Origin of the sequence: Nocardia sp. CWNU-33, assembly GCF_046764895.1 — a bacterium.
GTDB lineage: Bacteria > Actinomycetota > Actinomycetes > Mycobacteriales > Mycobacteriaceae > Nocardia.
The window spans coordinates 1-26,716 of the sequence record NZ_JBKOQN010000033.1 but is presented as its reverse complement, the minus strand read 5'-3'; the positions used below and the strand labels follow the sequence as shown (position 1 = coordinate 26,716).

Below are 26,716 nucleotides of genomic sequence, written 5' to 3'. Positions count from 1 at the left end.
TCAGATGACGACGATGGAAAGCATTGGGGGAGAGGAATTTGCAGACGGCTGGATCGGCCGCGCGGCGGCGGGGTTCGAGGGTGGCGGCGACAGGTAGCTGCCACCGCCCGCGAGGGCCAGCACCCAGTAGGGGCTCGCGCCGTCGAGGAAGAGTGCGGCCGGCGAGGTGAGAGCGAGCCAGGCGCCGAATCGGGAGGTGTCCGCAACGCCGGGAACCCCTGGCAGAGTGGTTCAGGCTCGGGTGTCCGCGATGATGACGACCTTGCCGACGACGGTGCTGGACTCGGCGAGTTCGAGGGCGCGGGCGGCTTCGGTCAGCGGGATGCGGGCGGCGACCTGGGCGCGCAGTGCGCCGTGGGCGGCGAGGTCGAACACCTTCTCGAGGTCCTCGCTGATGTGGTTGCGGAAGCGTGTGAGATTGCGCTTGCCTGCCCACAGGTTGAAGAAATGCGCGTTTCGTTTGTTGGGCAGCGCATTCCACAGCAGTAGCTGGGCGAACAGCTTGAGCACGGGCAGTCGTGAATTGCCCTCGTCGTTCTTGGTGGCTGCGGTGCCGTAGGAGACCAGCGTGCCGTTCGGCGCGAGCAGTTCGAACGAGTCGTTGATGCCGGGCCCGCCGATATGGTCGAATACGGCGTCCACGCCCTCGGGTGCGAGCGCTCGAACCTGTTGCGGCACGTCGCTGCGGTAGTCGATCCAGGTCGCACCTAGTGCTTCGACGGCTTCGGCATTGCGGGCCGAAGCGGTGCCGATGACGCGAATTCCATTGGCGCGGGCCAACTGAACGAGCGTCGAGCCGACGCCGCCGTTCGCGCCGTGGACCAGAATGGTCTGCCCGGGCCGCACGTGCGCGGTCCGGTAGAGCATCTGCCAGGCCGTGATCCCGTTGACGACAAAGGTTTCCGCCTCGGCGGCATCGAGTGCGTCGGGCACCCGCACCAGGTCCGCGGCGTCGAGCAGGGCGTGGCTGGACCAGCCGCCGATCTTGGTCAACGCGGCCACGCGCCTGCCGACCAAGGCCGGATCGACATCGGCACCGATTGCGGTGACGGTCCCGACCAAGTCGTATCCGGGCACGAACGGGAAGGCCGGCTGGTCGTAGTACTTGCCGCGCCGCATCTGCTGCTCGGCGAAGGAGACACCACTCGCCTCGATCCGAACGAGGGCTTGGCCGGCTGCGGGTGCCGGCAGGTCGCGCCGGGTGACCAGCAGGCCCTGGGGCTCGACTCGGCCGGGCAGGACGATTTCGGTGGCGGTGGTGGACATGTTTCTTCTCCTAGTGTGTGACTGGTCAATCACTCGGTGTGCTGAAATAATGCCCCACGAGGGGGCAGTTGGTTGAAGTCAGTGGGCGTTCGGGTGGCGAATGCCTGCGGTGAGGATGGCGGCCCAGGGGCTGTCGTCGCCGTCCAGGCCGAGGGTGGTGATCAGGTGGCAGAGCTGGCCGAAGGCGATGAATCGCTGCACCTGCTCGTCTTCGGCGCCCGACCGCTGTTTGGCGAAGTCGGTCACCCGGCCCAAACCGCTGCGCAGTGCCTCGCCGATTTCCGGGACGTCCGCAACGGACTGGGCGTGCACTTGCAGCATGAGCAGGCTCTTGTCGCTGATGAGTTCGGCGTAGGCCCCGCCCATTTCGTACAGGATCTGCTCAGGGCTCGCGCCGTTGGCGCGGGCAGCGCTGGACGACAGTGCTCGCTCGATCGAATCGAAGCAGCGCTCGAGCGCGGCGACGAACAGTGCGACCTTGCCGGGGAACAGTTTGAAGACATATGCCGGTGAGATCTGCGCCGTCGCCGCGACCGTGCTGATCGGTGTGCCGTGGTAACCGGTTCGGGCGAACTCGATGATCGCGGCGTCTACGACGGCGTCGCGTCGTACGTCCGATCGGGAGAGGGTCACTCCGCTCTTGCTCATGTGAGTGACTGTACACTCACCATTCTGGGAGCGTCAACACCTTTGCTCCGGCCTTCCCGATCGAATCCGATTTTCGCAAACCTCCGACCGCGCCGATAGGCGAATCTCGCCGATGTGAGCACCCGATCGTCCTGTCGGTGTGGAGGTTGAAATCGACACTGGGAAAGGGGGATTCGATGGACAGTCGAACAGTATTGGTCACCGGCGGAACGAGCGGCATCGGCCTGGCGACGGCGACCGCCGTGCCGTCGTGGACCACGTGAGGACGACAGATCCGGCTGACCATTGTGGCCGGAACTCCGCCCCGGCCCGGCCGGACGACCGCTCATGGTCCGGGCGGGAATGGATTCGCAACGGCGTCGGCTGCTTCTGCGCCGCGCGCCGAGGACCACTGAGGCCGGCAGCTTCGAGATCAAGTCGACGTATCGAGAGGAATCCACGGGCACCTGTGACAGCATGAATATCGACACTTCGCCGCTGGTGCTCGCGACGACCGGGGCGAAACGCCCGCTCTGAATCGCCCGTTGAAGTCGGCGCCGTCGATGGATACCGATGTGCTAATGACTACTCTTTCCTGAATCTCTCTATGACGGGCGCTAATTCGGTGGCATTGGTAATGAGGTCGACGTGCCCGCCACCGTGCAGATGGACGGCCGAATGGGGGAGCAGTCGGTGCATGATGCGGGCATTGGCGATCGGGATGATCGGATCGTCGGTGCCCGCGATGATCAGCGTGGGCCGCCGGATGAGCGGCAGCGCGAAGATGCTCGTCCACACCGAACCGGCAAGCAGTTGGTGCAGATAGCCGACCCGGGACCCGGCCATCAGCTGCCGATCGAACAGCTGCTCGATGATGGACGGATCGGTGCGGACAGAGCCGCCGTAGAGCTCACCGGCGATGGATGCAGCATAGTGATGGTCCAGAAATCGCCGTGGCGTCAGCATTTTCAGCAGTACGGTGGGCCGACCGGGAACCATGATCACGCCGGTACCGGTGGACACCAGGATTAGCGTGCGGCACCGCCGCGGATGCTGGAAGGCGAACTGTTGGGCCAGCGCACCGCCCCAGGACAGTCCGAGGATATCGACGCGCCCGCGGATGTCGAGTTTGCGTAGTAGCTGCCCGAGCACTGCGGCCAGATACGGAAACCCGTACGGCAGTGGCGAATCCGGCGATGCGCCGCTGCCCGGCACATCGAACCGAACCACAGTTGTAGCCGGATTCAGCTGTGCGACAAGCGGATCGAGCACCTCGAGGCTTGCGCCGATACCGTTGCACAGCACCAGCGGCCTCCCGGTTCCCCAGCGCACATGCACCCGGATCTGCTGACCGAGCACGGCGATGAGGCGATCTTCGACATAGGTGGCAGGCTCCGGCGCACTCATCACAGCCACACTTCGGGATGCTGGGTCATGATCACCTTTCAGTGTTCGAGCACATAAGTTCCCGGCGCGGAATCCACCGGCGGCAGATCGGCCGTACCCAGCGATTGCGGCGCGTCCCGCTCCGGACCGCTGCGTTCGGCCAGCCATTCGACGAAATTCGGCCACCAGGAGCCCGGATTCTCGGCGGTCGCATCCAGCCACGCTCCCGGGTCGGCGTCGTCGACCGCACCGATCCGATAGGAGGCCTTGGGATTTCCCGGTGGGTTGACCAGCGCGGCAATATGCCCGCTGGTGGAGAGCACGAACTGCAGATCCTTGCTGCCGAGCAGCCGGGCGCTGCGGTAGCAGGCCTGCCACGGCGAGATATGGTCGGCGATACCGGCCACCACATAGGTGTCGACGGTGACCTGGGACAGGTCGACGGGAGTGCCGAGCATGCTCACCTGATTCGGCGTGGTCAGTGAATTGTGCACACCCATCGAGACCATGTCGCGATGCAGCGCTGCCGTCATCCGGGTGGTGTCGGCATTCCAGAACAGCACGTCGAACGGTGCGGGCGCGCGGCCCTGCAGATAGTTGTTGACCCAGTAGCGCCAGACCAGATCGTTGGGCCGCAGCCAGGCGAATATCTCGGCCAGCGCCCGCCCGTCGAGGTAGCCCTTCTTGGCCGAGAGCGCGATCGCGATATTCGCCGACTCCTCGTCGATCGCGGCCGCGGCGAAGCCCGCGTGACTCTGATCGAGCACCGTCACCATCAGCGTCAGACTCGCCAGCCGATGGGCCTGATCGATCGCGGTCAGATGGGCCGCCGTCATCGCGGCGATGATGCCGCCGGAGCAGGAGGCCTGCAAATGGGTGCGCTCGGAGCCGGTGATCCGCTCCACGACATCCAGCGCGTCGATGATGGCCTGCCCGTACTCGTCGAAGCCCCAATCCCGTTGGCGGTCAGTCGGATTGCGCCAGGAAATGGCGAATACCTGTTGGCCCTGACGGACGAAGTACTCGACCATGCTGCGGTTCGGGGCGATATCCATGATGTAGAACTTGTTGATCACCGGCGGCACCATCAGCAGCGGTACCGTTCGCACCTGCTCGGTCTGCGGCGCGTACTGGATCAGCTCGAACATCTCGGTGCGCAGCACCACCGAACCCGATGTGGTCGCGACGGTATCGCCGAGGGTGAAGGCATCCGAATCGACCATCGACGGCACCCGCGGCGCGGCGGCCATATCGGAGAGGAAGTGCCGTAATCCGCGCACCGCGCTCGCACCGCCGCTGTCCACCAATGCTTTCCACGCGACCGGGCTCAGGAGCGGGTTATTGCTCGGCGAGACGCCATCCATCACGTTATCCAGGACGAATCGCATCCATTCGGCATCGCGCCAATCCAGGTCCGCGTCGGCCAACAGCGCGTCGGCGGTGGCGGTGGCGGCCAGATATGCCTGCATGGACCGCTTGAACAGCGGATTGCCCTGCCATCCCGGATCGTCGAAGCGCCGGTCGCCCTTCGCCGGTACCCGATCCGAGTGCCCGCGGGCGATCGTCACCAGTTCCTGACCGAACGCGCCGATCCGGTCCGCGACCGTCCGCGGCTGATTGGCCAGACTCAACGCCAGTCTGGTCCAGGAAGTATTGGGCAACATACGTCGGCCGACGCCGGTCGCCGAACTGGTCATCAGCAGATCCAGCGGGGCCGCGAGTTCGTCAGCGGCGTCGGTGGTTGTTGTCATTGTGGAACTCCTCGAAACATGGTCGGCTGGCCTCGATAACGGGCCGGTGCGCGGCGTCGTCGACGGGCGGTTAGGCCTTCGATGCCACGGATCATGCTGTCCGCAGGCATCGGATCGTCGGTGTAGCGCCTGCTCCGTTGCTGATGCACCGCATCGGGATTTGATGCAAGAACGGTAGATCCGATCGGCGGGCGCGCCATTGTCCCGAAAGAACGAAGTGTGCGCGTGGGTTTGTCGCTGCGGTCAGTCCGTATTCGGCCGCAGCACCGCCGCGCCGTACCAGTGGCAGATCAGCAGCGCCAGCTCGACGTCCAACCGGTCGTCGGTGATCGGCCGCCCGCGCCGCGCAACCGCCCGCCCGACCCGGTATTTCACCGAGTTGAAATGCAGATCGAGCTCCGCGGCGGCCGCCTTGTAGCTGGATCCGGTGTGCAAGAACACCCGCAGCGTCTCGCGCAGCCGGGCATCGTTCTCGTCGTCGGTGGCCAATTCGCCGAGCACCTCACCCACCCATTCGGCGACCTCTGCGCTGCCGCCGAGCAGCGCCGCGGCCGACAGTCCCGGATCGCTCGCCGCCATGATCCTCGGTTCCACATCCCCGCGTGTGAGCGCGACCGAGCGCGCCAGCAGCGCATACTGATGGGACCGGCGGAAGCCCGGCACCCCCTGGCCCATGATGCCGATCGCCAGCCGCGGTGCATCGGCCCGCTTGCTCGCGAAATCCCGGACCTTGGCCACCGCATCGGATTGCTCGGACCGATATGGCAGCCAGGCCCATCCGCTCATCCGGTCGGCGGCCGCAAACAGCGGCGCAGCCGCGGTACCGACCGCCTCGGCCAGCTCACGGACAAAGCGTTGCAGCCGGGTCAACTCGTCGCCGCTCGCGCCGGTGTCCGGATACCAGATGATCAACGCCAAATGGTGCCAATGCAGGGGGTAGCGGATGGATTCGGTCGCGGCATCGATATCGACCGGCTTCTTCCCGGCCAGCACCTCACGCACGCGCAGTGCGCGGGCGCTGTTGCGGCTTTCCAGCCACTGCTCACGCTCGGTCTCGTACACCGCGACGACCTGCTCGGTGATCCAGTCGATGTAGTCGAACAGTGTGCTGGTGATCGCCTCCACGACCGTGACACCGTCGGCGGGCGCGATATCGGTGGCCCGTAGTTCGGCGAAGACCAGCTCGGTCATCCGCCGGTGGCCGACCCGATAGGCGCGCACCAGGGCCTTGACCGAAACTCCGTGCTGGGCAAGGCGTCTGGCGTATTCGATGGCAGCAGTGGGAGCGTTGATCCGAGCCACCGGAATGTCGTGCTGCAGCGCATGCAGGATGGTGTCGACATTGCCTTCTACGCTGGCGCCGAGCAGTTCGACGGTGCGGGCGTCGCCCCGCAATTCGGGGATCTCGTCCTCGAGGCCGCGCCGGAGGATCGCGCTGATATCGGTCACCCGCTCGTTCATGCGGGCGGCGATCCCAGCGACATACCGGCTGACATCGACATCACTGTCGCGACGAAGATTCGTCACTCCCCAACGGTAGCTACTTGGCGGTAACAGCGTGGGAAATTGCCGGGTTGTTCTCCGGGGACAACACCGGCGGCGTACTTCGTCGACGCACGACGGTGTCACAGGGCTGCCCGATTTCTACAGTTATAGCCATACCGCATACTCTATTTACCAGGACCGCTCATGAACCTCTCGACACTGCCGGACCGTCGCGCCGCCGCCGATCCGGACGCACCCGCCCTCGCCGACGACACCATCGACCTCAGCAACGCTGGGTTCCTCGACGCAGTGCAGCGCGCCGCCACGGCACTGCGCGCCGCGGGCGTTTCGGCGGGCGACGTGGTCGCGATCATGCTGCCGAATACCGCGGCCCTGGTTATATCGCTGTTCGCCACCTGGCGTCTCGGCGCGGCGGCCACCCCGCTTAATCCAGCGCTGACGGCGACCGAGGCCGCCTATCAGATCGCGGATGCGGGCGCCAAGGTGCTGATCGTGCCCGAGCGGCTCACCTTCGACGTTCCGGTGCGGGCCGTTGTCCCGGCCGCCGAGCTCACCGCGGTGGACCCCGACACCGCCCTCGTTCCGGCCCAGCTCGGCAACGACGCACTGGCGCTGCTCATCTACACCAGCGGCACCACCGGTCGCCCGAAGGGCGTGATGCTCGACCACGCCAATCTGAATGCCATGTGCCGCATGGTGATCAAGACCTTCGCCCTCACCGCGGCCGACCACAGCCTGCTCATCCTGCCGCTGTTCCACGTCAACGGCATCGTGGCGAGTACTCTCTCGCCACTGCTCGCCGGCGGCCGCGCCACAATGGCAGGCAAGTTCAGCCCGCGCACCTTCTTCGACCGGATCGAACGCAGTCGCGCGACGTATTTCTCCGCCGTGCCAACGATATACACGATGCTGAGCGATTTACCCGCCGAGGTCCGCCCCGACACCTCTTCGGTACGCTTTGCCATCTGCGGCGCGGCCCCGGCCGGCATGGAACTGCTGGCGAGGTTCGAAAATCGTTACGGCATACCAATTATCGAGGGATACGGCCTGTCCGAGGGTGCCTGCGCGAGCACTGTCAACCCGCTCGTCGGCAAGCGCAAGGCCGGCACCGTCGGACTGCCGCTGCCCGGCCAGTCGATTCGGATCGCGGATACGGACGGCAATCAGGTACCCGACGGCGAGATCGGCGAGGTGCTGATCTCCGGCCCGAATGTCATGCGCGGTTATCTGAATCGCCGCGAGGAGACCGCGCAAACCCTGGTCAACGGCTGGTTGCACACCGGCGATATCGGCCGCTTGGACGAGGACGGGTACCTGGTCCTGGTCGACCGCACCAAGGACATGATCATCCGCGGCGGCGAGAACATCTACCCCAAAGAGATCGAAACCGTGGTCTACCAACTGCCGGAGATCGCCGAGGCCGCGGTCGTCGGTCGCGCGCACGAGGTCTACGGCGAGGAGCCGGTCCTCTATGTCTCGCTGAACTCGGGCACCGGATTGGCGACCGAGAAGATCCACGAGCACGTTCGCGGCGCACTGTCGAAATACAAACTGCCCGTCGCTATCACGATTCTCGACGACCTTCCCAAGAACGACGTCGGCAAACTCGACAAGCCGAAGCTGCGGCGACTCGCCATCGAAAACCGTTGATATCCACCCTCGGTCAGAAATAGGAGCAGAACAATGGGATTCACGAAACCGGATCTGCCGCAGGTAGATCCCGACACCTTTCTGCGGAAACCGTTGATGGAGCGCATGCGTATCCTCGCCGCCAACTGGGCCGAGCACGGCTTCGGGTCGCCGCGGATGGTGCACACCATCTACATTCTCAAATTGCTCGTCCTCTACGCACTCGGCGGCATCGTCGTAGCCACGGTGACCTCCGATCTCCCGGCGTTCTGGCATGTCTCGCAATGGTGGGACCAGCCGATCGTCTATCAGAAGTTCGTGCTGTGGACGGTGCTGCTGGAGACCATCGGCATCGCCGGTTCGTGGGGGCCGCTCGCCGGCAAGGTGAAGCCGATGACCGGCGGCATTCTCTTCTGGGCCCGGCCGGGCACCATCCGGCTGCGGCCGTGGAAGTGGGTGCCCGGCACCGCGGGCGACCGGCGCACCCGGTTCGACGTCGCGCTATACGCTGCGCTGCTGATCAGCCTTGCCGCTTCGCTGCTGACCCCTGGCGCGCACAGTGATTCGCTGTCGGCGGCGGTGCCGGAGAACACTTCAGGGCTGGTGCGTCCAGTGCTGCTCATCGCGCCGATCGTGCTGCTGATCATCAACGGTCTGCGCGACAAGACAGTTTTCCTCGGCGCGCGCGGCGAGCAGTATCTGCCGGCACTGTTCTTCTTCGCGGTGCTGCCGTTCGTCGATATGATCATCGCGCTGAAGCTGCTGATCCTGGTCGTGTGGGTCTGTGCGGGCATCTCGAAACTCGGCAAGCACTTCTCGCAGGTGGTACCGCCGATGGTGAGCAACAGCCCGTCGGTTCCGTTCAAGTGGCTCAAGCGGGCGCACTACCGTGACTTCCCGCGAGACCTGCGCCCGTCTCGGATCGCGGATGTGATGGCGCACGTCGGCGGCACAACGGTAGAAGTGATCACCCCACTGGTGCTGTTCTTCTCCACCAATATCTGGCTGACCGTGGCCGCGGCAACGGTGATGGTCATCTTCCACTTGTTCATCGTCTCCACCTTCCCGCTCGCGGTGCCACTCGAATGGAATGTGCTGTTCGCCTACACGACCGTCTTTCTGTTCCTCGGCTTCCCGAACTGGGACGGCTACGGACTCACCGATATCTCCTCGCCTTGGCTGGCCGCCGCGCTCATCGCCGGACTGCTGTTCTTCCCGATCCTGGGCAACTTCCGGCCGGATAAGGTCTCGTTCCTGCCGTCGATGCGCCAGTACGCGGGCAACTGGGCCTCGGCGGTCTGGGCCTTCGCACCCGGCGCGGAGAGCAAACTGAACAGGGTGACCCGCAGCGCGAAGAATCAGATCGACCAGTTCGTCGAATTCGGCTACGAACCACAGTGGGCCGAGATCACCATGCAGCAGACCATCGCCTGGCGCACCATGCACAGCCAGGGCCGCGGCCTGTTTTCGGTGCTGCTGAAGAACCTGCCCGATATCGACAGCCGGACGGTGCGCGAGGCCGAATTCATCTGCAACTCGCTGATCGGCTTCAACTTCGGTGACGGACACCTGCACAACGAGGAGTTGGTCACGGCGGTGCAGCAGGAGGCCGGCTTCGAACCCGGCGAACTGGTGATCGTCTGGGTGGAGTCGCAAGCCTGGGGCAGCAAGGTGCAGCACTACAAAGTGATCGACGCCGCGCTCGGCGTTATCGAGCGGGGTACCTGGAAGGTAGCGGAGGCGGTCGAGGAGCAGCCGTGGCTGCCCAACGGGCCGATCCCGCTGGAGGTCACCTGGTCACTGGCGCTGTCCACCCCACGCGCCGCCCGCGACGAGCAGGAACACGGACACGGAGCGCTGGCATGACCACCGCGACCGTTGTCGGCGGCGGGCCCAATGGACTCGCCGCCGCCGTTGCCCTCGCCAAGGCGGGCGTGCAGGTGACCGTGCTGGAGGCCGCCGGCGAGATCGGCGGCGGCACCCGCACCGGCGAGGCACTGCTGCCCGGCCTGCTGCACGACCAGTGCTCGGCTACCCACCCGATGGCCGCCTGCTCGGCATTCCTCAACAGTCTCGACTTGGAGCGCTACGGATTATATTGGCGCACACCGGAAATCGACTGCGTGCACCCGCTGGACGGTGGCCGGGGCGCGACGCTCTACCGGTCGGTGGAGCGGACCGCGGCGGGGCTGGGGCGAGACGACGAGCGGTGGCGGCTGTTGTTCGGTGCGCCGTCCGCGCGGTTCGACGCACTCTCCGAAGACATTATGCGACCGCTGCTGCGGTTCCCGCATCATCCGTTGACACTGGCCAGGTTCGGCCTGCCGACCGTGCTTCCCGGTTCAACGCTGGCGCGGCTGTTCCGCACCGACGCGGCCAGGGCATTGTTCGGAGGTGTTGCGGCGCATGCGTTTCGGCCGTTGCACTACCCGCTGACCTCGGCCATCGGGCTCGGCATCCTCACCGCCGGGCACCGGCACGGCTGGCCGGTGGCGGCGGGCGGCTCCCAGTCCATCACCACTGCGTTGGCTGCGCTGCTGTCCGATCTCGGCGGCAAGATCGAGACCGATACCCGGATCGAGGCCGCCGCACAATTGCCCACCAGCGATGTGACCATGTTCGATCTGGCCCCGGATGCCGTGGCCGGCATTCTCGGTGATCGCCTGCCGTCTCGAATTGCCCGCGCCTACGGGCATTTTCGGCAGGGACCCGGCGCGTTCAAGGTGGACTTCGCGATAGAGGGCGGGGTGCCGTGGACCAACCCCGACGCGCACCGGGCAGGCACGGTACATCTCGCGGGCGGCTACGGTGAACTCGCCGCCACGGAGCGCGAGATCCACGCCGGGCGGATGCCGCAGCGTCCGTTCGTGTTGGTCGGTCAGCAGTATCTGGCCGATCCACAGCGCTCGGTCGGCAACGTGCACCCGCTGTGGACCTACGCGCACGTGCCCAACGGCTACGCCGGTGACGCCACCTCGGAAATCATCGCCCAGATCGAACGATTCGCGCCCGGCTTCCGGGATCGGATCGTGGGCCAAACGGTCCGCGACACAACGCAGATGGCCGCGTACAACACAAACTATGTCGGCGGCGACATCATGACCGGCTCAAAGGATGTACGCCAGCTGGTGTTCGGTCCGCGAATCACATTGTCGCCGTACAGCATCGGGGTGCGGGGCATGTACATCTGCTCGGCCGCGACGCCACCGGGCCCCGGCGCGCACGGTATGTGCGGTGCCAATGCCGCCGACGCGGCGCTCGCCTACCTCAGGCGCACTGCCTAGCCGCTTACCCAAATAGACGCACATTCAACAACTTTCGAAACAAAAGGGATCTCTCATGAGCACGCTCGAAACCCTCCAGTCGACCGCACCCGCCACCGACAAACTGGCCGGCCGTGTCGCCTTCGTCACCGGTGGCACCCGCGGCATCGGCGCAGCCATCGCACACAGCCTGGCCAACCAGGGTGCGTCCGTCGCAGTCGGCTATAGCCGCAATCCCACCAGCGCCGAGCATTTCGTCGCCGATCTGCGGCGGGCCACCGAACCGCACGGCGCGGCGGCCTCGGCGCATCGCGGTAATGTCGGCTCCGCCGCCGACTGTCGCAGCACACCATCGCTGAAGTCATCGAAACCCATGGCCGCCTGGATATTTTGGTGAACAACGCCGGAATCACCATGGATTGCACCGTCGCCGAGATGACCGAGGAGCAGTGGTCCACCGTCCTCGCGGTCAACCTCTCCGGCGCCTTCTTCCTCTCCCAGGCCGCATTGGCACATATGGTGGAGCGCGGCACCGGGCGCATCGTCAACGTGTCCTCGGTGGTCGGCGAGACCGGCAACATTGGTCAGGCCAACTACGCCGCGTCGAAGTCCGGACAGTTCGGACTGACCAAGACCCTCGCCAAGGAGGCCGCCTACCAGGTCGCGAAATCCGGCAAGCGCTCCGACGACAGCATCGGCATCACCGTCAATACGGTGACGCCCGGGTTGATCGGCACTGAGATGACGGCGACCATCCCCGACAAGGTCATGGCCAGACTCACCGCCCAGATCCCGGTCGGCCGGGTGGGTAGTCCAGAGGAGATCGCCAGGGTCGTCCATTTCCTGGCCGCCGACGCCTCCTCCTACATCACCGGCCAGGTGTGGAGTGTCAACGGCGGCATGGATATGTAGTGACCAGCTTTGCGCGTATCCGAGTTGATCGCCCGGAGGATCGGCTGCTCCGGCGAAGGCGACCAGCGGTCCGATGAACGCACACAATTCCCAGTGCTCACCCGAACTGTCATCTTTGCGGCGAGAGTCATAGACCAAGTCCCACGCTGTCCTCCAGGTGTTCGTGCCGCGCGGATCTGGGATGATATCTCCCAGTCGGACCTCGGTTCCCCCACCGATTCGGTTCGAATTCACAGAGTTTCGCATGCTGGTGCCTCGCGCGGCAGGCCAGAATTGGATATTCCGCCGACGGGTTCGGCTTCTGGAGAATCGTGCTTTCGGCAAGGACGGGGATGGCCGACAACCGCAGCGGTTGCGTATTGGCTGCCGGTTGCGCGCCCAACGGCTGAATGGCATCCGTTATCGTGCTGCCACCGGATCGAGTCAGGACCATACCGTCTGTTATGAATTGGTGGTCGTACGTTCAGGCCTTCGACAACCGAGCGGACGAGGATGGTGTCGAGCGGACGCGCAGTTACCGCATCGAGGGGTGATCGGGGGCTCGGCCATGGACAACGGCGACCAGTCGCACAAGTACACGATGCGGGTCAGTCGGCTGACGATCGAGAAACTCGGGATCCGGTTGTACGACCGAGTTTCGGCCGTGCCCGCCGAACTCATCGCCAATTCCTACGACGCTGATGCGACCAAGGTCGAGGTCACGCTGCCGTGGGGGGTGACGCTGGCGGGCACGATCCATGCCGTCGAACATGAACCGTATCGAATTGTGGTGCGGGACAACGGTCATGGGATGACATCCGAGGAGATCAATGCCCATTATCTGATGGTCGGTTCGGATCGCCGGGTGCGGATCGGTTCGGATCTGTCGCGCCGTCTGGAACGACCGGCTCGATTCCACTCTACGTGCCCACCGCGACTTCCTGGATCGGGTCTACACCATGCGTCTGGGCGAACAGTCCGAATCCGATGATGCTGGAGCAAGCGTCGGTTGATTCCAGGCGGACCACTGACGACCAATCCCGCCGGCCAAGAGATAGTCGTACGTCCCTGGTGCGTTGTGAGAAGTCACGATGGATGCGGTTCACGATGTCATCGAGCCCGCAGGTCTGACAGCTCGACAGGCGACGGGCACCGACCCCTCCGGATCAGCGGTCCGAATCAGCTGGCCTGGCGAGAGTATTCCGACCGTGTCCGTCTCGCGGGTGCTGGTGAGCAGCATGAGCGTGCGCGCGCGGGAACTTCGGAGACGTAGCCGTCGATGATCGGTATTCCGTAGCGGCGTTGGAATTTGGTCAGCACTTCGATGCCGGCTGGGGCCGCACCGCAGATGGCGAATCGTACCGATGAGGTGTTCGGCCGGATTTCGGCGGGCAGATCCGACAGCAGTGCATACATGGTCGGGACTGCAGAAATGTATGTGGCACGGCCGCGTTCGATCCGGTCGAAGAACGTCTTCGGGCTGAAGGCCATGGTGGCGCGGCCACCGGCCAGCAGTGGTGACAAGGCGCCGACCACGATGCTGTTGACGTGGAACAGCGGCAGATTCACCAGGCTGTGGTCGGCTCCGGTGAGTTCGAATGCCTCGATCACCATGCGGCACATGGCAGTGAGATTGGCGTGGTCGATCGTCACCCTGTTGGGTTCGCCTGTGATGCCGGTGGTACAGATGAGCAGCGCCAGCGTGTCGTTGCGAAGCCGTGCGGGTTCGGCGGCATCGGGGTCTGCGGTAGTGAGATCGTCAGCGGTTATGACGGCGTGGACCGGCGCGTCGGCGGCGGGCGGCTGTGCGGTGATCAGTACCTTGGCGCCTGTGTCGGTCATTTGGCTGTTGGCTTCCGCGGCGGTGAGCGACGGGTCGATAGGTGTGACCGTGGCACCCACCCGCCAGGTAGCGAATAGAGAGACGACAAAGGCGGCAGTATTGGGCAACATGATCGCAACCACGTCGCCACTCGAGACTCCCGCGCCGCGCAGGGTAGCGGCGGCGCGCCGCACGGCGTCCAGGAATCCTGCGTTGTTCAGGTCTGTGCTGTCGTCGGCGACGGCGGCTGCGTCCGGCGCGGCGGCGGCGCGATGGTCCGGGAGAGTCGAAAGATTCATAAGCGGTCCTCGGGAGGGGGTACAGGGAATGACGACAACACTAGAAATCCCGCCGCCGCCGGACACCGTCGTGCATGGATGAAATTCGCCGCGGGCATTGTCACCAGAGGACAAGCCCGACCGCGCAATGCGCCGCCGCGGTAACCGGGATGTAACTAATGGAAGGTGACGAATTTTCGTCGCGACGGTAATTCTGATGTTCGCGGCTATGTCGCCGGTTCCGACACTCCCGAGGCCGTTGACTGGGCATGGCGGAGCTGAGCCGGGCGTAGCGTGTTCGGGGTCACAAACCGAGCCGGCGAAGGGAGCAACAGCATGGATCTGCATCTCTCGGGCAAGACCGCCGTCGTGACCGGCGCGAGCAAGGGTATCGGGCTCGCGATCACCCAGGCGCTGGTGGACGCTGATGCCCACGTCGTAGCCGGATCACGCACCCGTGGGCCCGATCTCGGGGCGCTGGAGGAGGCAGGGAAAGTGACATTCGTGTCCGCCGATCTGGCGCAGCCCGGCGGCGCCGATGACCTGGTTGCGGCTGCGGCGGACCGCGGCGGCATCGATGTGCTGGTGAACAACGTGGGCGCGCTCACTGTGCAACCGGGCGGCCTCGCGAGCGTTACCGACGATCAGTGGCAGGCATCCTGGGATCTCAACGTGATGGGGACGGTGCGGCCGACCCGGGCCGCTCTGCCACAGATGTACCGCCGTGGCGGCGGGTCGATCGTCATCATCGGATCCGTCAATGCGTACTATCCCGACCCCGGGATCTACGACTACTGTGCCACCAAGGCCGCCGTCACCAACTTCGGCAAGGCTTTGTCAAAAGAATTGGGGCCGAAGAATATTCGTGTCAACTCCATAAGTCCCGGACCGGTGACGACCGGGCTGTGGCTGGACGAAGGCGCAGTGGCCGACACGATCGCCGCCGCCAGCGGTCGGACCCCCGAAGAGGTCAGGTCCGCGACAGCTGGTGCCACCTCGATGGGCAGGTTCACCACTCCGGAGCAGGTTGCCGACCTGGTCGTTTTCCTGGCCGGCGACCGGTCCGCCAACATCACCGGATCCGACCTGAGGATCGACGGCGGATTCGTCACCACCATTTGAGGTGGCCGACCAGTCGCATGCGTCGTTCGGTCCGGTTAGCGGAATCGGCTGACAAATCCACGGGAGGCGCCCTGGGCGGGAATGAGAACGCGAACTGCGGGGCCGAGCACGCTTCACCGCCTGGGCCCGGCTGCCACCCATGACCGCGGAGACCAGCTCATGGGGTTCGAATTCCAGCAGGCGCCGTGCGGCGTACGCGACCGGCGGCTTGGGTCAGCGCATATCGATACGGCCCAGCACCGGTTTGATATCGAGGATCGGTGTCGCGTCGAGTGCCTCCAGTCTGTCGACGGTCACGATGGTTCCATCAACAGCGGTGACGGTTACCTCGTGCAGGCCGATCGGATTGGGCCGGTCCGGAGAGCGGGTGGCGAAAACGCCGGTCGCCGTGCGAGTTTTGTCTCCGCGCGGCTGAACCATTTGCACGTCGCGATCTGCTCGGTCGAGCCAGGTAATCAGAACTACTCGCATGCCCGGGCTCAGATCGGTGGCAGCTGTAGCGAACTCGTCGTCGATCACCAATTCCGCGGACGGCGCACCCTCGTCGGCTTGGCGCGGTGCGGTGGCCCGATCGGTGAGTGACGAGCGCACCCGGCCGACCGTACGCACCGCAAAATGCTCAGGACTGCTGAAGTCCGATGACATTTCCATCTCCATTCTTCACAGTTGCCGGACCGGCAGCTGCCGCCGACCATAGATGCAGCTGCTGCCGGACGGTTTCCATTTTGCGCCCGAAACGGGTAGCACCGTTCAACCGGCGTGTACGCTACGCGCCGATCGGTCTCGAGTTCAGAGATTGCCTATTGCGGCATTGTAATTCGAGTCGGTTGTAGCGGTTTGATAGACGTTGATCCGTTTTGGAGATCAGGTGCGCGAAGGTTCAGCCACGGTTGACCGAGCGCTCCAACGCCTGTTGGGCATTTGCGTCGAGTTCGTCGATCACATCGTCGCGACCCGAGAGATACCTCAACAGGGCCTGCTGGAACAGTCCGTCGAAAATGGCGTAGGCCACCGGTGGAGTGACAGCGAGAGGTAGTCCGGTGAGGTCGGCGTACTTCTCGACCACTCGCCAGATCATCTGTTCGCGTCGTTGGTCGATATCCAGTACGTCGGCTCGGAACCCTTCTTCGAAGAGGCTCTGGTTGCGCAGGTCATACCAAAGCCGGTGCATCGGGGCGTCCGTTCGCAGCGTGGTCGCCATCGCGGCGGCAAAACCTTTCTGGAGCTCTTCGGCCGAGGTTGCGGCCGCGACGACCTCGTCGTAGCGAGTCACACATGCTGCTTCGTACTGCTGGACGGACTGGGTGAGCAGGTCCACCTTGTCGCTGAAGTAATAGTGGAGCACACCGTGGGAGAACTCCGAGTTCTGTGCGATCTCGCGCAGGCTTGTCCGGGCGTATCCGAGTTCGGCGAGGGTCTGTAGCGCGGACGCGGCCAACTGTGCCCGCCGTTCGGTGAACTTGTCCACCTGCCGGCGCGAGATCCGTTCACGGTTGCGTTCCGTCACGTCAGTCACGGTGAACCTCCCTGTCGGCTCTCGCTACCCGCACCGTGCGAGCACCGATCGAGTCTATCGCCGTGCGGCTCGGCTGAGCCGTTCGAGGTCTTGACAAGTGTCACAAAAAAGCTTGACGACTGTCAAGAAAAAGCTTGACGACTGTCAAGAGATTGATAGGGTATGGCGTACGTCACAGCAATTGGCATTCGGTGTAACTGGCGACGACACCACCAAAGGCTCATCTCGAAGAGGAGATTTACATGGGTGCTTATGACCTCACCGGACGAACAGCGCTGGTGACCGGCGGTGCGGGCGGCCTGGGAGCCGAGATGGCCGAGGCACTCGCTCGTGCAGGGGCGGCCGTCGTAATCGGAGACATCAAGGAGGATGCCGGAAGGGCAACCGCTGACGCGTTGAAGCAGTCCGGCGCCAAGGCCGCATTCGTCTCCCTCGATGTCACCGACGACGCGAGTTGGGAAGCCGCCGTTGCCGCGACGATTGCGGAACTGGGTGGCTTGGACATCGTGGTCAACAATGCCGGGCTGGAAGTCACCGCGTTACTGGCCGACTTGGACCCGGACGAAGCCCGTCGGATGCTCGAAGTCAACCTGCTCGGTCCCGCGCTCGGCATCAAGTACGCATTCCGGGCGATGCGTCCGGGCGGTCCGGCAGGCGCAGGTGGCGCCGTGGTGAACATCTCCTCGGTCGCCGCGACCATCGCGTTCCCGGGAATCGCCTGCTACTCGGCGACGAAATCTGGTCTCGATCGACTCACGAGGGTCGCGGCCATGGAGTCCGGCAAGCTCGGCTACGGCGTGCGGGTCAACTGCGTCTATCCCGGCTTGGTGGCCAATGAGATGGGCATCAAGCTCGCCAATGATGTTGTTGCCCTTGGCCTGTTCCCGAGCGCCGAGGAGGCCGTCGGTGCAGTCGTCGGCTTGACTCCGCTCGGCCGCCTCGGCGTCGCGTCCGAGATGGCTGACGCTGTGGTGTTCCTGGCGTCGGACTCCGCTCGCTTCATCACCGGCGCAGGCCTTCCGGTCGACGGCGGCATGGGCATGTGACCCGAGCACTCCACCAACTTCCGAAAGGCTGATCCATGACTATTGCCAAACCCGTTGTTGTGTACGGGGCCTCCGGGTACACCGGTCGATTGATTTGCGAATACCTTCGCGAGTACAGCGTGCCCTTCATCGCGGCCGGACGTGATAAGCGGCGCATCCAAGAAGCGATCGACAAGGTTCCCGGCATCGAGACCGCGGAGTACGAGGTCGTCGAGGTTTCCCACGAGGTCGAATCGCTGACCGAATTGTTCAGCAGCGCCGAGGTTGTCTGCAACACCGTCGGACCGTTCTCCAAGTACGGCCACGAGGTCGTCGAGGCGTGTATCCGAGCAGGCGCGCACTACCTCGACACCACCGGTGAGCAGGACTGGTTGATCGAGTGCGACGAAACCTACGGTGAGCGGATGGGGGAGCACGGGCTGTTGCTCGCACCAGGTGTCGCGCAGATGTACACCACAGGTGAGATCGCGGCGAACATCTGCTTGGAGACGCCCGGCCTGGACACCCTCGACATCCTGGTCTTCTGGAAGGGCTTCCCGACGGTCGCATCGACCAGGACGATCCTCGTCAACGCCGCGCTGTCGAAAGCGCACTACCTGGAACAGAATCGGTACCTCGAATGGCCTGCCGACGCCGGCCTTTACGACGTCACGGTGCCCGGGCAACACGAAGCGGGTCTCGCGCTGCCGTGGGGCGGCACATCGCACCCGGTGTGGTTCAAGCGCGATCCGCGAGTGGCCAATGTCAAGGCGCTCGGCGGAGTCTTCGATCGCCAACTCATGCAGGGTGTGCCGCTGATCGTGAAAGCCGTTGTCGAACAGATACAAGGACTTCCGGATTCGGAGAAATACAAGATCCTCGACGAGCAGGCCGCCGCTGTGCGTAGCGAGATGCCTCCGCGGGAGAATCCGCGCATCAATACCTCGATGGACTCTGTGCACGCGTCGGGCCCACTCGGCCGCGCTCACTGCGTGATCCACGGCAATTCCAACTACAAGCAAACCGGTCTGCTGCAAGCATTTTCGGCGTACTCGCTGCTTCAGCAGGCACCGAAGCGCGTCGGCTTCGCCTCCGCATGCCAGGCGTTCGGACATCGTGAACTGTTGGGTGTGCTGCGAAGTTTCGGGCTGGTGCTCGAGCCGATCCATTCTGTCTATAGCTGATCGCGTCGGGCTCCCGGCTCACCACCTGCCGGGGCCCACGCCGTATCGGATCCGAGTCCGCACCTGAACAAAGGACGGCATTGTGCGTCTGACCGAATACCTCGACAAGGGGGCCTCCCTGGGCCCGTCGTCGCCATGTCTCACGACGGACGGTGAATCACTGAGCTACGAAGCGGTACAACGACTGTCGTGGCAGGTGGCTCGGGCATTGGCACGGTCCGGTGTGCGGCCGGGTGACAAAGTGGCGATCCTCTCCGGCAACGACCCGGTCGCGTTCGCGTGCGTTTTCGGTATTGCGCGAGCCGGTGCGGTGTGGTGCCCGATCAATCCACGCAATGAAGCGGCGGAAAACCGGGATCTGCTCGATCTTTTCGACTGCACTTGCCTGATCGTTCAGGAGGCGTTCGCCGAACTTGTCACAAAGATCCTTCCGGACCTACCGAAGCTGACCACGTTGGTGTCTCTCGAGGGGCAGATCCCGGCCGCAATACCATTCGAGCAGTGGCTCGACGGGATGGCCGCCGAGCCCTGGCAGGCGGAACCGGTCGACGACGTGATCATGATCGTCGGCACCGGGGGCACCACTGGGCGCCCGAAAGGGGTGATGCTGACCGGCAACAACATTGCCACGATGTCAGCTCTGACACTGATGAGCTATCCATTCGACCAACGGCCGAGATATCTGGCGCTCGCACCGTTGACGCATGCCGCGGGTGTGCTCTGCTTTCCGGTAATGGCACTCGGTGGCGAGATTGTTGTCATGCGGAAACCCGAGCTGGCCGAGTTCCTATCACTGATCGAGAGGCACCAGGTCACCCATACGTTCTTGCCGCCGACCCTGATCTACATGCTGCTGGACCATCCAGGCCTCGCATCCGCTGAACTGAAATCCTTGGAGTGCCTTTGGTACGGGGCGGCTCCGATGTCGGCGGCGCGGCTGGAAGAGGCGATCGAGAAGATCGGCCCGGTGCTTGCTCAATTATTCGGCCAGACCGAAGCGCCCATGATGATCTCGACCATGGCGCCGAAGGACCACTTCCATGCCGACGGCACTCTTGCTCGCGGCCGCCTTTCCTCGGCGGGACGGCCGACGCCACTGGTGCTGACGGCGATCATGGATGGCGAGGGTCGGCTACTCGGTGCCGGTGAGCGCGGTGAGATCGTCATTCGTAGCCCCCTCGTCATGGCCGGATACTACAAAGATCCCGCGGCGTCGGAGGCTGCCGGGAAATACGGCTGGCATCACACCGGGGACATCGGTTACCTCGACGAGGAGAACTATCTGTTCATCGTCGACCGTGCCAAGGACATGATCATCACAGGAGGCTTCAATGTGTACTCGACCGAGGTCGAGCAGGCGCTGATGACCCATCCTGCGGTGCGGGACTGTGCGGTGATCGGCCTGCCGGACGACAAGTGGGGCGAGCGGGTGACCGCAGTACTGGAGCTACACGACAGCCAACATGTGACGAGCCCCGAAGTAGTTGCCTTCGTACGCAATCTGTTGGGTAGCGTGAAAGCTCCTAAACAGGTGGAGGTTTGGCCAAATCTACCCCGTTCGAAGCTCGGCAAAGTTCTCAAGAACGAGGTCAAGCGCCGCCTGCTGCATGACCGCGAGATCGACGACTGACGTCGGGCTCGGCGGAGTGGTGGCCGAATCGGTGGTAGCACGCAGTAGATGCTCGACGCGGGATCCACATCTGTCAGCTGCGACGGGATATTCGGAGGGTTTCGTGCAATCGCGCTGGTGAGAGGTGATTTCAAGCATGCCTGGAGCGTGCCGAGCGAGGGGCGGACCGAGCGTTAGGTGCTGGACGTCGACCGTGTCGATCGACGAGGTTGTCCGCCGCGGCCGTGCCGCCGGTGATAGCGATGCTGCCAGTCTTAGAGCCTTTTCACCTTCGATTGAGGGCGCTCTGCGCTGCATCGCTCGCGCGGGACACAAATCTACGGTGGTCGCGGATCCGGCGCACACCCCACATGCTCAGCGCTATAGCCAGGCTCAGATACAGGATGTAGGCGGTGCAGACCATCAGCGGGCCATAGTCGCCGGCCCACCCTATCGTCAGCGGCAGGAAGGCGAACCCGGCGCCGATCAGCATCATTCCCAGCGCCAGAGCTGGTATTCCCAGTGGTGCGAGTTCGTCATCGATACTGCGCTGCTGCGGCAGCTGTCGACTGCGGGCGCTGGCCCGGCTCCGGTCGCCGATGACGGTAAAGGCATCGAGTGAATGTATGGAAGCTCTGGTGACCATGATGTTCTCCAAGCGGGCCGCCCCGGTAGGCCGAGGGTGGATCTGCGGGCATCGTTGTTCACGTGTCGCTGTGGTCGGCATCACAGTCGTTAGCGATAGTTATAGATAACTCCAGTTGCAGGAAAGCTTGCCAGAGGTATGGCTTCGAGGAAACCTCGATCGCAGCACGGAAAATCGAACACCTAGGCGATGCTGATTCGTGACCAACATGTGGCAGTGATACCCAACCGGGGGAAATGTGACCGTTCACACCTGCTGCCGGGCGAACGACGAGAGTAAATCCCCTGCTTGTAATTTATGGAACCGTTACGCCGGTGCAACAGAATCTGCGCGATCGGGCGCGGAATCCTGGCACGTGGGCGCACTTTCGAGATGAAGTGCGAAACGAAGTAACCGCAGGTAAGCGCATCGGTCGTAGCGACGGTGCTGATTTGGGCGAACCGCACCGTTTTGGGTAGGTAGCTCCGCAGAATCATCTGCAGCAGATCGCGCTCGGCCACCTGTTCGGTCATAGCGAAACCGTTTGACGTGACGTTCTCGAAGGTGGACCCCACCCCGTGATCGACGATGTTTCGTTCGATCAAGACCGGTGCCCCTCGGCCTGAGCTTTCGAGACCTGGGTGGTGTGCGGAGTCCGCCCTCGAGCTCTGCTGGCTCAGGCGATATCGGCGGGGGCGGCCAGTGCGGCTTGCATCGCCACCCCGTCGACGTAGGAGTGCTTCTCCCGCACCGCGCCATCCTCGATCAGAACCACATCTGCGAGGTCCACATCGACGGCGCCGCCGGTGGCCGAGGTGCCTGACAGCCTCCATTGGACCACCCAGAAGTCGTCGCCGACCCGCAGGTTGACCAGGTGGAAGGTCAGGTCTGGGACCAGGGCGAAGGTCTCCGCGGCGGAAGCGCGGATCTCGGCGCGCCCGCGAGCGGGTTTGCTACCGGAGTGCAGGTGGAATATCGAGTCGGGGGTGTGCAGTGCTGCGATGCGGTCGGGGTCGCGGTCGGCCCAGCAGGCGTGATAGCGCTCGAACAGATCTTTGGTGGAAGCGGACATAATCAGAAATCCTTCTAAGATACAAACAGGATGACTGTATGTTCCCGGATGGCGATATCACTGGTCAAGGGCCGAAGTAGCTCGGATCGAAGACGGATTCGGTGCTGCCCTAGACTTCAACGTCGCTATGAACGCTGATCGCCGAACCCAAGCCGAACGCTCGGCGTCGACGCGCGGTGCGGTGATCCGTGCGGCGCGAGAACTGTTCGGCCAGTATGGATATGGCGCGGTGAGCACGGTCGCGGTCGCCGAGGCCGCCGGTGTCAGTCGTGGTGCGCTCTATCACCAGTTCAGCGAAAAGCGGGATCTGTTCGTGGCGGTGTTCGAGGACCTCGAACGCAGCCTGGTCGAGGTGATCGGTGCCGCGGTCGCCGAGTCGCATTCCGATGATCCGATCGCCAACCTGATCGTGGGCTGTCTGGCGTGGCTGCAGGCCTCGACCAGTTCGGAAGTGCGACGGATCGCGCTCCTGGACGGGCCTGCGGTGCTCGGTTGGAGCCTCTGGCGGGAGATCGAACTGCGACACACGATCGGTCTGGTGGAGAACGCCTTGGCCGGGGCCATCGCCGCGGGACGCATCAGAACCCAACCTGTGCGGCCGCTTGCACTGGTCATCGTGGGCGCGCTGGACGAGGCTGCCCAATGCCTCGCGCACTCCAAAGGCGACGCCGAGGACGCCGCGGCCATCGGCTCGGTGATCGAGCAGCTCATTTCCGGTCTCGCGGTCGACTCGGAACCCGAGTCGCGCGGGTAGGGCGCATCGGCGTCGGGAAGTACGCGATGCAGCAGGAGTCCAACAACCGCGGCACATCCTCGGAGAATCGAGTTGGCTACGTTGCTGAATGAATCCCGACGCGCTCCGGTCGACCTACCAGCGGACCATGGGCAGCGGGCGGGTGGGGTGGGTCAGCGCGTAAGTGGTGACTCGGTTTGCGAGGAACCGATGAAAGCCGAGGTAAGGCAACTGTGCGACAACAGCTTTGACATCTGCGCGAGTCACCGGTCGGCGGAACAGACCACGGCTTGCGTCGATGCGGTCGGCGATACGGAACGTTTCGGTCAATCGGTCGTCGTTGCGGCGCAGTCGATGATGGTCGAGGACCATCCGTCGCGCACTGTCGATGTCGTCGATTCCGAACTCGGCGGCGTGTTCGGTGACCAGATCCGCCGAGGGCTTCAGGTAGTCGAAGGTTCCGGCAGTCCAGATGCCCAGGTCATGTACGGCCCACGCCAGTGCCGCTGTGTCGGGCACCGGCTCGCCCAACAGTAACTGCTGATAGTTCAGACTGCGGAATACATGATTGTGATAGACCGGCAACGCATCGCCCAGCTTTTGGGAATGCCGATCGAGCACGGCGTCCACAATCGGATGGGATGTGCGAACCATCATGTGTCGCCCCCGTATGGCTCTGAATTGGGTACATTCCAGACGCTACACGGAAAGTTGGTGAGTCCGATGGTGACCGAACACCGAGGACCGGCCGGTCCGGGCCGAAGTTCGTGAGAGCTCACAGGCGAACATCATGTCTTGTCGCTGATCGCGCGGTGAGAACGTCCCTGTATTCGTTGCATCGTCGCTGACTGCTGCGGCGTAAAGCTGTGTAAGCCAACACTTATGCGGGGTCTCGAGCTTCGGATCGGCTACGCGTCATCGGTGTCGTTCGCCGCGCCCGCCGGCTCAGGGGTGACCAAAGGGATTGTCCGATTGTTCAGTCGGTTCGATGCCGCCACCGAGGTGGATGTCGGAAGCCGATGTCCCTGGTGCAAGACTCGGGGACGTGAGATGGGCGGTGGCGGAAACCGGCGACGGAGGTGCGCGTCTGTGTCCACTCGATCGGGACGGTCGGCCCGCGGGACCAGTGATACGCGAGCCCTCGATCGCCGAGGCGGTGCGCTCACGCCCCGAGGTCGAGCGGTGGGTCTGGCGATCCACGGCCGAGATATACCGACCCTTGCTTGCGGCCGGAGTGCGGGTCGAGCGCTGCTACGACGTGCAGGCCGCAGAGGCTCTGCTGATCGGCCACGAGGAGGGCCAGTCGGGCCAGGCCCGCTCGCTGGCGGCCGCCTGGGCGCGACTGCACAACCTGCCCGTCCCGCCGGATGCGCCAGCACGGGCCGCCGAGACCCAGCCGTCGCTGTTCGAGTCGGGCCCGGCACCGCTGCCACCCGGCACGGACGAGTTCAACGCCCTACTGGAGGTCTACGGGGGACAGCTGGCCCGTACCGCGAAGACCGAACATCCGGAGCGAATGCGGCTGCTCCTTGCCGCCGAATCGGCGGGCATGCTGGTTGCCACGGAGATGTCGCGATCTGGGATCCCGTGGCGCGCGGACGTCCACCGCGAGCTGCTGGACGAGCTGCTGGGTGAGCGCTTTCCTGGCGGGCTGGAACCGCGCCGGATGGTGGAGCTGGCCGACGAAGTGTCGCGGGCCTTCGGGGAAGGCGTCCGGGTCCGACCAGACCTGCCCAACGACATCATCAGAGCTTTCGCCCGCGCCGGGATCTCGTTGTCCTCCACTCGAAAATGGGAGCTCCAGCAGATCGATCATCCTGCGGTCGCGCCACTGCTGGCCTACAAATCGCTCTACCGCTTGTACACCGCTCACGGCTGGTCCTGGCTCGAGCAGTGGGTGCACGGCGGCCGCTTTCGTCCCGAGTACTTGCCCGGCGGCACGGTTTCGGGCCGCTGGACTACCAACGGCGGTGGTGCGCTGCAGATCCCCAAGGTGATCCGTCAAGCGATACGTGCGGACCCGGGATGGTGTCTGGTGGTCGCCGACGCCGACCAAATGGAGCCGCGAGTACTTGCTGCAGTCTCCCGCGACCCAGGTCTGATGGAGGTGGCCGGACGCGGCGAAGATCTGTACGCGGATCTGGCGGTCCGAGCCTTCGGCGGCGACCGTGCCCAGGCCAAAATCGCCCTACTGGGAGCGATTTACGGCCAGACCTCCGGCGATGCCCTCACCCACATGGCCGGACTGCGCCGGCGTTATCCGGCCGCAGTGGCGTATGTCGACGACGCGGCTCGCGCCGGTGAGGAGGGCCGCCTGGTGCGCACTTGGCTGGGGCGCACCTGCCCGCCGCGGTTGGTCGCCTCGCCCGACCAGTCGGACCTGCCCCGGGAGGAGGAGCAGTTCAGCGGGTACGGCAGCACCTCCGCGGCGCGCGCTCGTGGCCGCTTCACACGTAACTTCGTGGTGCAGGGCAGCGCCGCCGACTGGGCCCTGCTGGTACTGGCGGGCGTGCGTCATGCAATGACTCGCGCCGGGCTCCGCGCCGAACTGGTCTTCTTCCAGCACGACGAGGTAATCGTGCACTGCCCGGCAGAGGAGGCCACGACGGTCGCCGAAACGATCGCAACCGCGGCAGAGACCGCAGGCCGGATCGCTTTCGGGCCGACACCCGTGCGGTTCCCGTTCACGACAGCGGTGGTGGAGTGCTACTGGGACGCCAAGTGAGGATGCGCAGCGCCGCCCCGGTGAGTGGAGGCACGCCCAGGCGAATGCCGGTGCGGGAGATGCCTTCCCGTCGCTCTTGCATCGCCGCCATCACACCCCGACCTGGACCGCCGGCCCGCGCCACCGACTAGGACGCGTGAGTGTCAGACGCCCTCCGAGGCAGTTGCGACGCCCGCTGTGATCGGTCGAATGTGAAATCATGGCTCGCGATCCACAACCCCTACGAACAGGACACCAGATGAAGAAGCTCATCGTTGTCGCCGCCGTGACGGCCGGCCTGCTCACACCCGCCGGGCTGGCAACCGCGGAACCCGCTGCCGCACCGAACGCCGCGACGTCGACCGCGACGTCGACCGCGACGTCGACCGCGACGCCCATCGGATCGTTGTCGGAGGACATATTCTGCGCCGTGATCCGATTCCTGAAGGGCGGCTGGGCAGGCCGTCCAACAGACTGCACGTTCTGACTCGCACCTTGAAGCTCGTCATTCTGCTCGTCCGGCCGTGCGGCCGGTGCCGCCGATAGCCGAGCATCCCAGAGAAGAGAGGAAGCCCCGGAGCATCTTGGGTTCATGCGGTCGTCGCAACACTCTCGATGTGAGAGGTTGCGGCGACCGTGTCGTTTTCGGAGGATCTGGCTCGGTTCGGTGATCCGCTGACCCGGCTGGTCGATGCCGGGGTTGCGGT

At 64.4% G+C, this 26,716-nt stretch carries 25 protein-coding genes; 13 read left to right on the top strand and 12 right to left on the bottom strand.

Annotation, left to right across the window (positions count from 1 at the left end):
• Window positions 1-231: 231 nt before the first annotated feature.
• From ACLMAL_RS31530 to ACLMAL_RS31510, 5 genes are all read right to left on the bottom strand, one after another.
• Complete coding sequence (locus ACLMAL_RS31530) at window positions 232-1,266, bottom strand: medium chain dehydrogenase/reductase family protein (RefSeq protein ID WP_412002391.1); 1,035 nt, start codon at window positions 1,264-1,266, stop codon at window positions 232-234.
• 78 nt (window positions 1,267-1,344) lie between these two features.
• Window positions 1,345-1,914, bottom strand: coding sequence for a TetR/AcrR family transcriptional regulator (locus ACLMAL_RS31525; protein WP_412002390.1), 570 nt, complete (start codon window positions 1,912-1,914; stop codon window positions 1,345-1,347).
• A 564-nt stretch (window positions 1,915-2,478) separates the two neighbouring features.
• Entirely contained in the window at window positions 2,479-3,300 is an 822-nt protein-coding gene (locus ACLMAL_RS31520; RefSeq protein WP_412002389.1) for an alpha/beta fold hydrolase, read from the bottom strand.
• 38 nt (window positions 3,301-3,338) lie between these two features.
• Window positions 3,339-5,030 carry a PHA/PHB synthase family protein gene (locus ACLMAL_RS31515; RefSeq protein ID WP_412002388.1) on the bottom strand — a complete coding sequence of 564 codons (1,692 nt, stop codon included), beginning with the start codon at window positions 5,028-5,030 and terminating at the stop codon, window positions 3,339-3,341.
• A 243-nt stretch (window positions 5,031-5,273) separates the two neighbouring features.
• Entirely contained in the window at window positions 5,274-6,557 is a 1,284-nt protein-coding gene (locus ACLMAL_RS31510) for a PucR family transcriptional regulator (protein WP_412002387.1), read from the bottom strand.
• Between the two features lie 162 nt (window positions 6,558-6,719).
• Here ACLMAL_RS31510 and ACLMAL_RS31505 point away from each other — a divergent pair, with 162 nt between their 5' ends.
• The 6 genes from ACLMAL_RS31505 (at window position 6,720) to ACLMAL_RS31480 (ending at window position 13,310) form a co-directional block, all read left to right on the top strand.
• Complete coding sequence (locus tag ACLMAL_RS31505) at window positions 6,720-8,186, top strand: class I adenylate-forming enzyme family protein (RefSeq protein WP_412002386.1); 1,467 nt, start codon at window positions 6,720-6,722, stop codon at window positions 8,184-8,186.
• A gap of 33 nt (window positions 8,187-8,219) precedes the next feature.
• Window positions 8,220-10,031 carry a DUF3556 domain-containing protein gene (locus ACLMAL_RS31500; RefSeq protein WP_412002385.1) on the top strand — a complete coding sequence of 604 codons (1,812 nt, stop codon included), beginning with the start codon at window positions 8,220-8,222 and terminating at the stop codon, window positions 10,029-10,031.
• Window positions 10,028-11,449, top strand: coding sequence for a phytoene desaturase family protein (locus tag ACLMAL_RS31495; protein WP_412002384.1), 1,422 nt, complete (start codon window positions 10,028-10,030; stop codon window positions 11,447-11,449). Before ACLMAL_RS31500 ends, ACLMAL_RS31495 begins: the two co-directional genes overlap by 4 nt.
• A gap of 55 nt (window positions 11,450-11,504) precedes the next feature.
• Window positions 11,505-11,825 carry an SDR family NAD(P)-dependent oxidoreductase gene (locus tag ACLMAL_RS31490; protein ID WP_412002383.1) on the top strand — a complete coding sequence of 107 codons (321 nt, stop codon included), beginning with the start codon at window positions 11,505-11,507 and terminating at the stop codon, window positions 11,823-11,825.
• The gene (locus tag ACLMAL_RS31485) at window positions 11,822-12,340 is read left to right on the top strand and encodes an SDR family oxidoreductase (protein WP_412002382.1); all 519 of its coding nucleotides are present in this window, start codon (window positions 11,822-11,824) and stop codon (window positions 12,338-12,340) included. The genes ACLMAL_RS31490 and ACLMAL_RS31485 overlap by 4 nt, the downstream gene beginning before the upstream one ends.
• Before the next feature lie 547 nt (window positions 12,341-12,887).
• Window positions 12,888-13,310 (top strand): ATP-binding protein, encoded by a 423-nt coding sequence (locus ACLMAL_RS31480; protein WP_412002381.1) that lies wholly within the window; start codon window positions 12,888-12,890, stop codon window positions 13,308-13,310.
• Window positions 13,311-13,498: 188 nt separating this feature from the next.
• Here the strand turns inward: ACLMAL_RS31480 and ACLMAL_RS31475 are convergent, their stop codons facing one another.
• Complete coding sequence (locus tag ACLMAL_RS31475; RefSeq protein ID WP_412002380.1) at window positions 13,499-14,440, bottom strand: class I adenylate-forming enzyme family protein; 942 nt, start codon at window positions 14,438-14,440, stop codon at window positions 13,499-13,501.
• 315 nt (window positions 14,441-14,755) lie between these two features.
• Here ACLMAL_RS31475 and ACLMAL_RS31470 point away from each other — a divergent pair, with 315 nt between their 5' ends.
• Window positions 14,756-15,541, top strand: a complete 786-nt coding sequence (locus ACLMAL_RS31470) for an SDR family NAD(P)-dependent oxidoreductase (protein ID WP_412002379.1) — start codon at window positions 14,756-14,758, stop codon at window positions 15,539-15,541.
• A gap of 213 nt (window positions 15,542-15,754) precedes the next feature.
• Here ACLMAL_RS31470 and tsaA read toward each other — a convergent pair whose 3' ends face one another.
• Window positions 15,755-16,186 (bottom strand): tRNA (N6-threonylcarbamoyladenosine(37)-N6)-methyltransferase TrmO, encoded by a 432-nt coding sequence (gene tsaA, locus ACLMAL_RS31465; RefSeq protein WP_412002378.1) that lies wholly within the window; start codon window positions 16,184-16,186, stop codon window positions 15,755-15,757.
• 235 nt (window positions 16,187-16,421) lie between these two features.
• A complete protein-coding gene (locus ACLMAL_RS31460; RefSeq protein ID WP_412002377.1) occupies window positions 16,422-17,057 on the bottom strand; it encodes a TetR/AcrR family transcriptional regulator in 636 nt (211 codons plus the stop codon).
• A 242-nt stretch (window positions 17,058-17,299) separates the two neighbouring features.
• On the opposite strand from ACLMAL_RS31460, the gene ACLMAL_RS31455 reads away from it, so the two are divergent.
• From ACLMAL_RS31455 to ACLMAL_RS31445, 3 genes are all read left to right on the top strand, one after another.
• Complete coding sequence (locus ACLMAL_RS31455) at window positions 17,300-18,103, top strand: SDR family NAD(P)-dependent oxidoreductase (protein WP_412002376.1); 804 nt, start codon at window positions 17,300-17,302, stop codon at window positions 18,101-18,103.
• Between the two features lie 35 nt (window positions 18,104-18,138).
• Window positions 18,139-19,266, top strand: coding sequence for a DUF5938 domain-containing protein (locus ACLMAL_RS31450; protein WP_406230740.1), 1,128 nt, complete (start codon window positions 18,139-18,141; stop codon window positions 19,264-19,266).
• Window positions 19,267-19,348: 82 nt separating this feature from the next.
• Entirely contained in the window at window positions 19,349-20,896 is a 1,548-nt protein-coding gene (locus ACLMAL_RS31445) for an AMP-binding protein (RefSeq protein WP_412002375.1), read from the top strand.
• A 265-nt stretch (window positions 20,897-21,161) separates the two neighbouring features.
• Here the strand turns inward: ACLMAL_RS31445 and ACLMAL_RS31440 are convergent, their stop codons facing one another.
• From ACLMAL_RS31440 to ACLMAL_RS31430, 3 genes are all read right to left on the bottom strand, one after another.
• Entirely contained in the window at window positions 21,162-21,521 is a 360-nt protein-coding gene (locus ACLMAL_RS31440) for a hypothetical protein (RefSeq protein WP_412002374.1), read from the bottom strand.
• Between the two features lie 182 nt (window positions 21,522-21,703).
• Window positions 21,704-22,105, bottom strand: coding sequence for a hypothetical protein (locus ACLMAL_RS31435; protein ID WP_412002373.1), 402 nt, complete (start codon window positions 22,103-22,105; stop codon window positions 21,704-21,706).
• A 71-nt stretch (window positions 22,106-22,176) separates the two neighbouring features.
• The gene (locus tag ACLMAL_RS31430) at window positions 22,177-22,572 is read right to left on the bottom strand and encodes a nuclear transport factor 2 family protein (protein ID WP_412002372.1); all 396 of its coding nucleotides are present in this window, start codon (window positions 22,570-22,572) and stop codon (window positions 22,177-22,179) included.
• 127 nt (window positions 22,573-22,699) lie between these two features.
• Between ACLMAL_RS31430 and ACLMAL_RS31425 the strand changes: the two genes are divergently transcribed.
• Window positions 22,700-23,326 (top strand): TetR/AcrR family transcriptional regulator, encoded by a 627-nt coding sequence (locus ACLMAL_RS31425; RefSeq protein WP_412002371.1) that lies wholly within the window; start codon window positions 22,700-22,702, stop codon window positions 23,324-23,326.
• A gap of 114 nt (window positions 23,327-23,440) precedes the next feature.
• Here ACLMAL_RS31425 and ACLMAL_RS31420 read toward each other — a convergent pair whose 3' ends face one another.
• Window positions 23,441-23,962, bottom strand: a complete 522-nt coding sequence (locus ACLMAL_RS31420; protein WP_412002370.1) for a hypothetical protein — start codon at window positions 23,960-23,962, stop codon at window positions 23,441-23,443.
• Window positions 23,963-24,350: 388 nt separating this feature from the next.
• On the opposite strand from ACLMAL_RS31420, the gene ACLMAL_RS31415 reads away from it, so the two are divergent.
• Together ACLMAL_RS31415 and ACLMAL_RS31410 are read left to right on the top strand one after the other, a co-directional pair.
• A complete protein-coding gene (locus tag ACLMAL_RS31415) occupies window positions 24,351-26,030 on the top strand; it encodes a bifunctional 3'-5' exonuclease/DNA polymerase (RefSeq protein ID WP_412002369.1) in 1,680 nt (559 codons plus the stop codon).
• Between the two features lie 238 nt (window positions 26,031-26,268).
• Complete coding sequence (locus tag ACLMAL_RS31410; protein ID WP_412002368.1) at window positions 26,269-26,496, top strand: hypothetical protein; 228 nt, start codon at window positions 26,269-26,271, stop codon at window positions 26,494-26,496.
• Window positions 26,497-26,716: the final 220 nt, after the last annotated feature.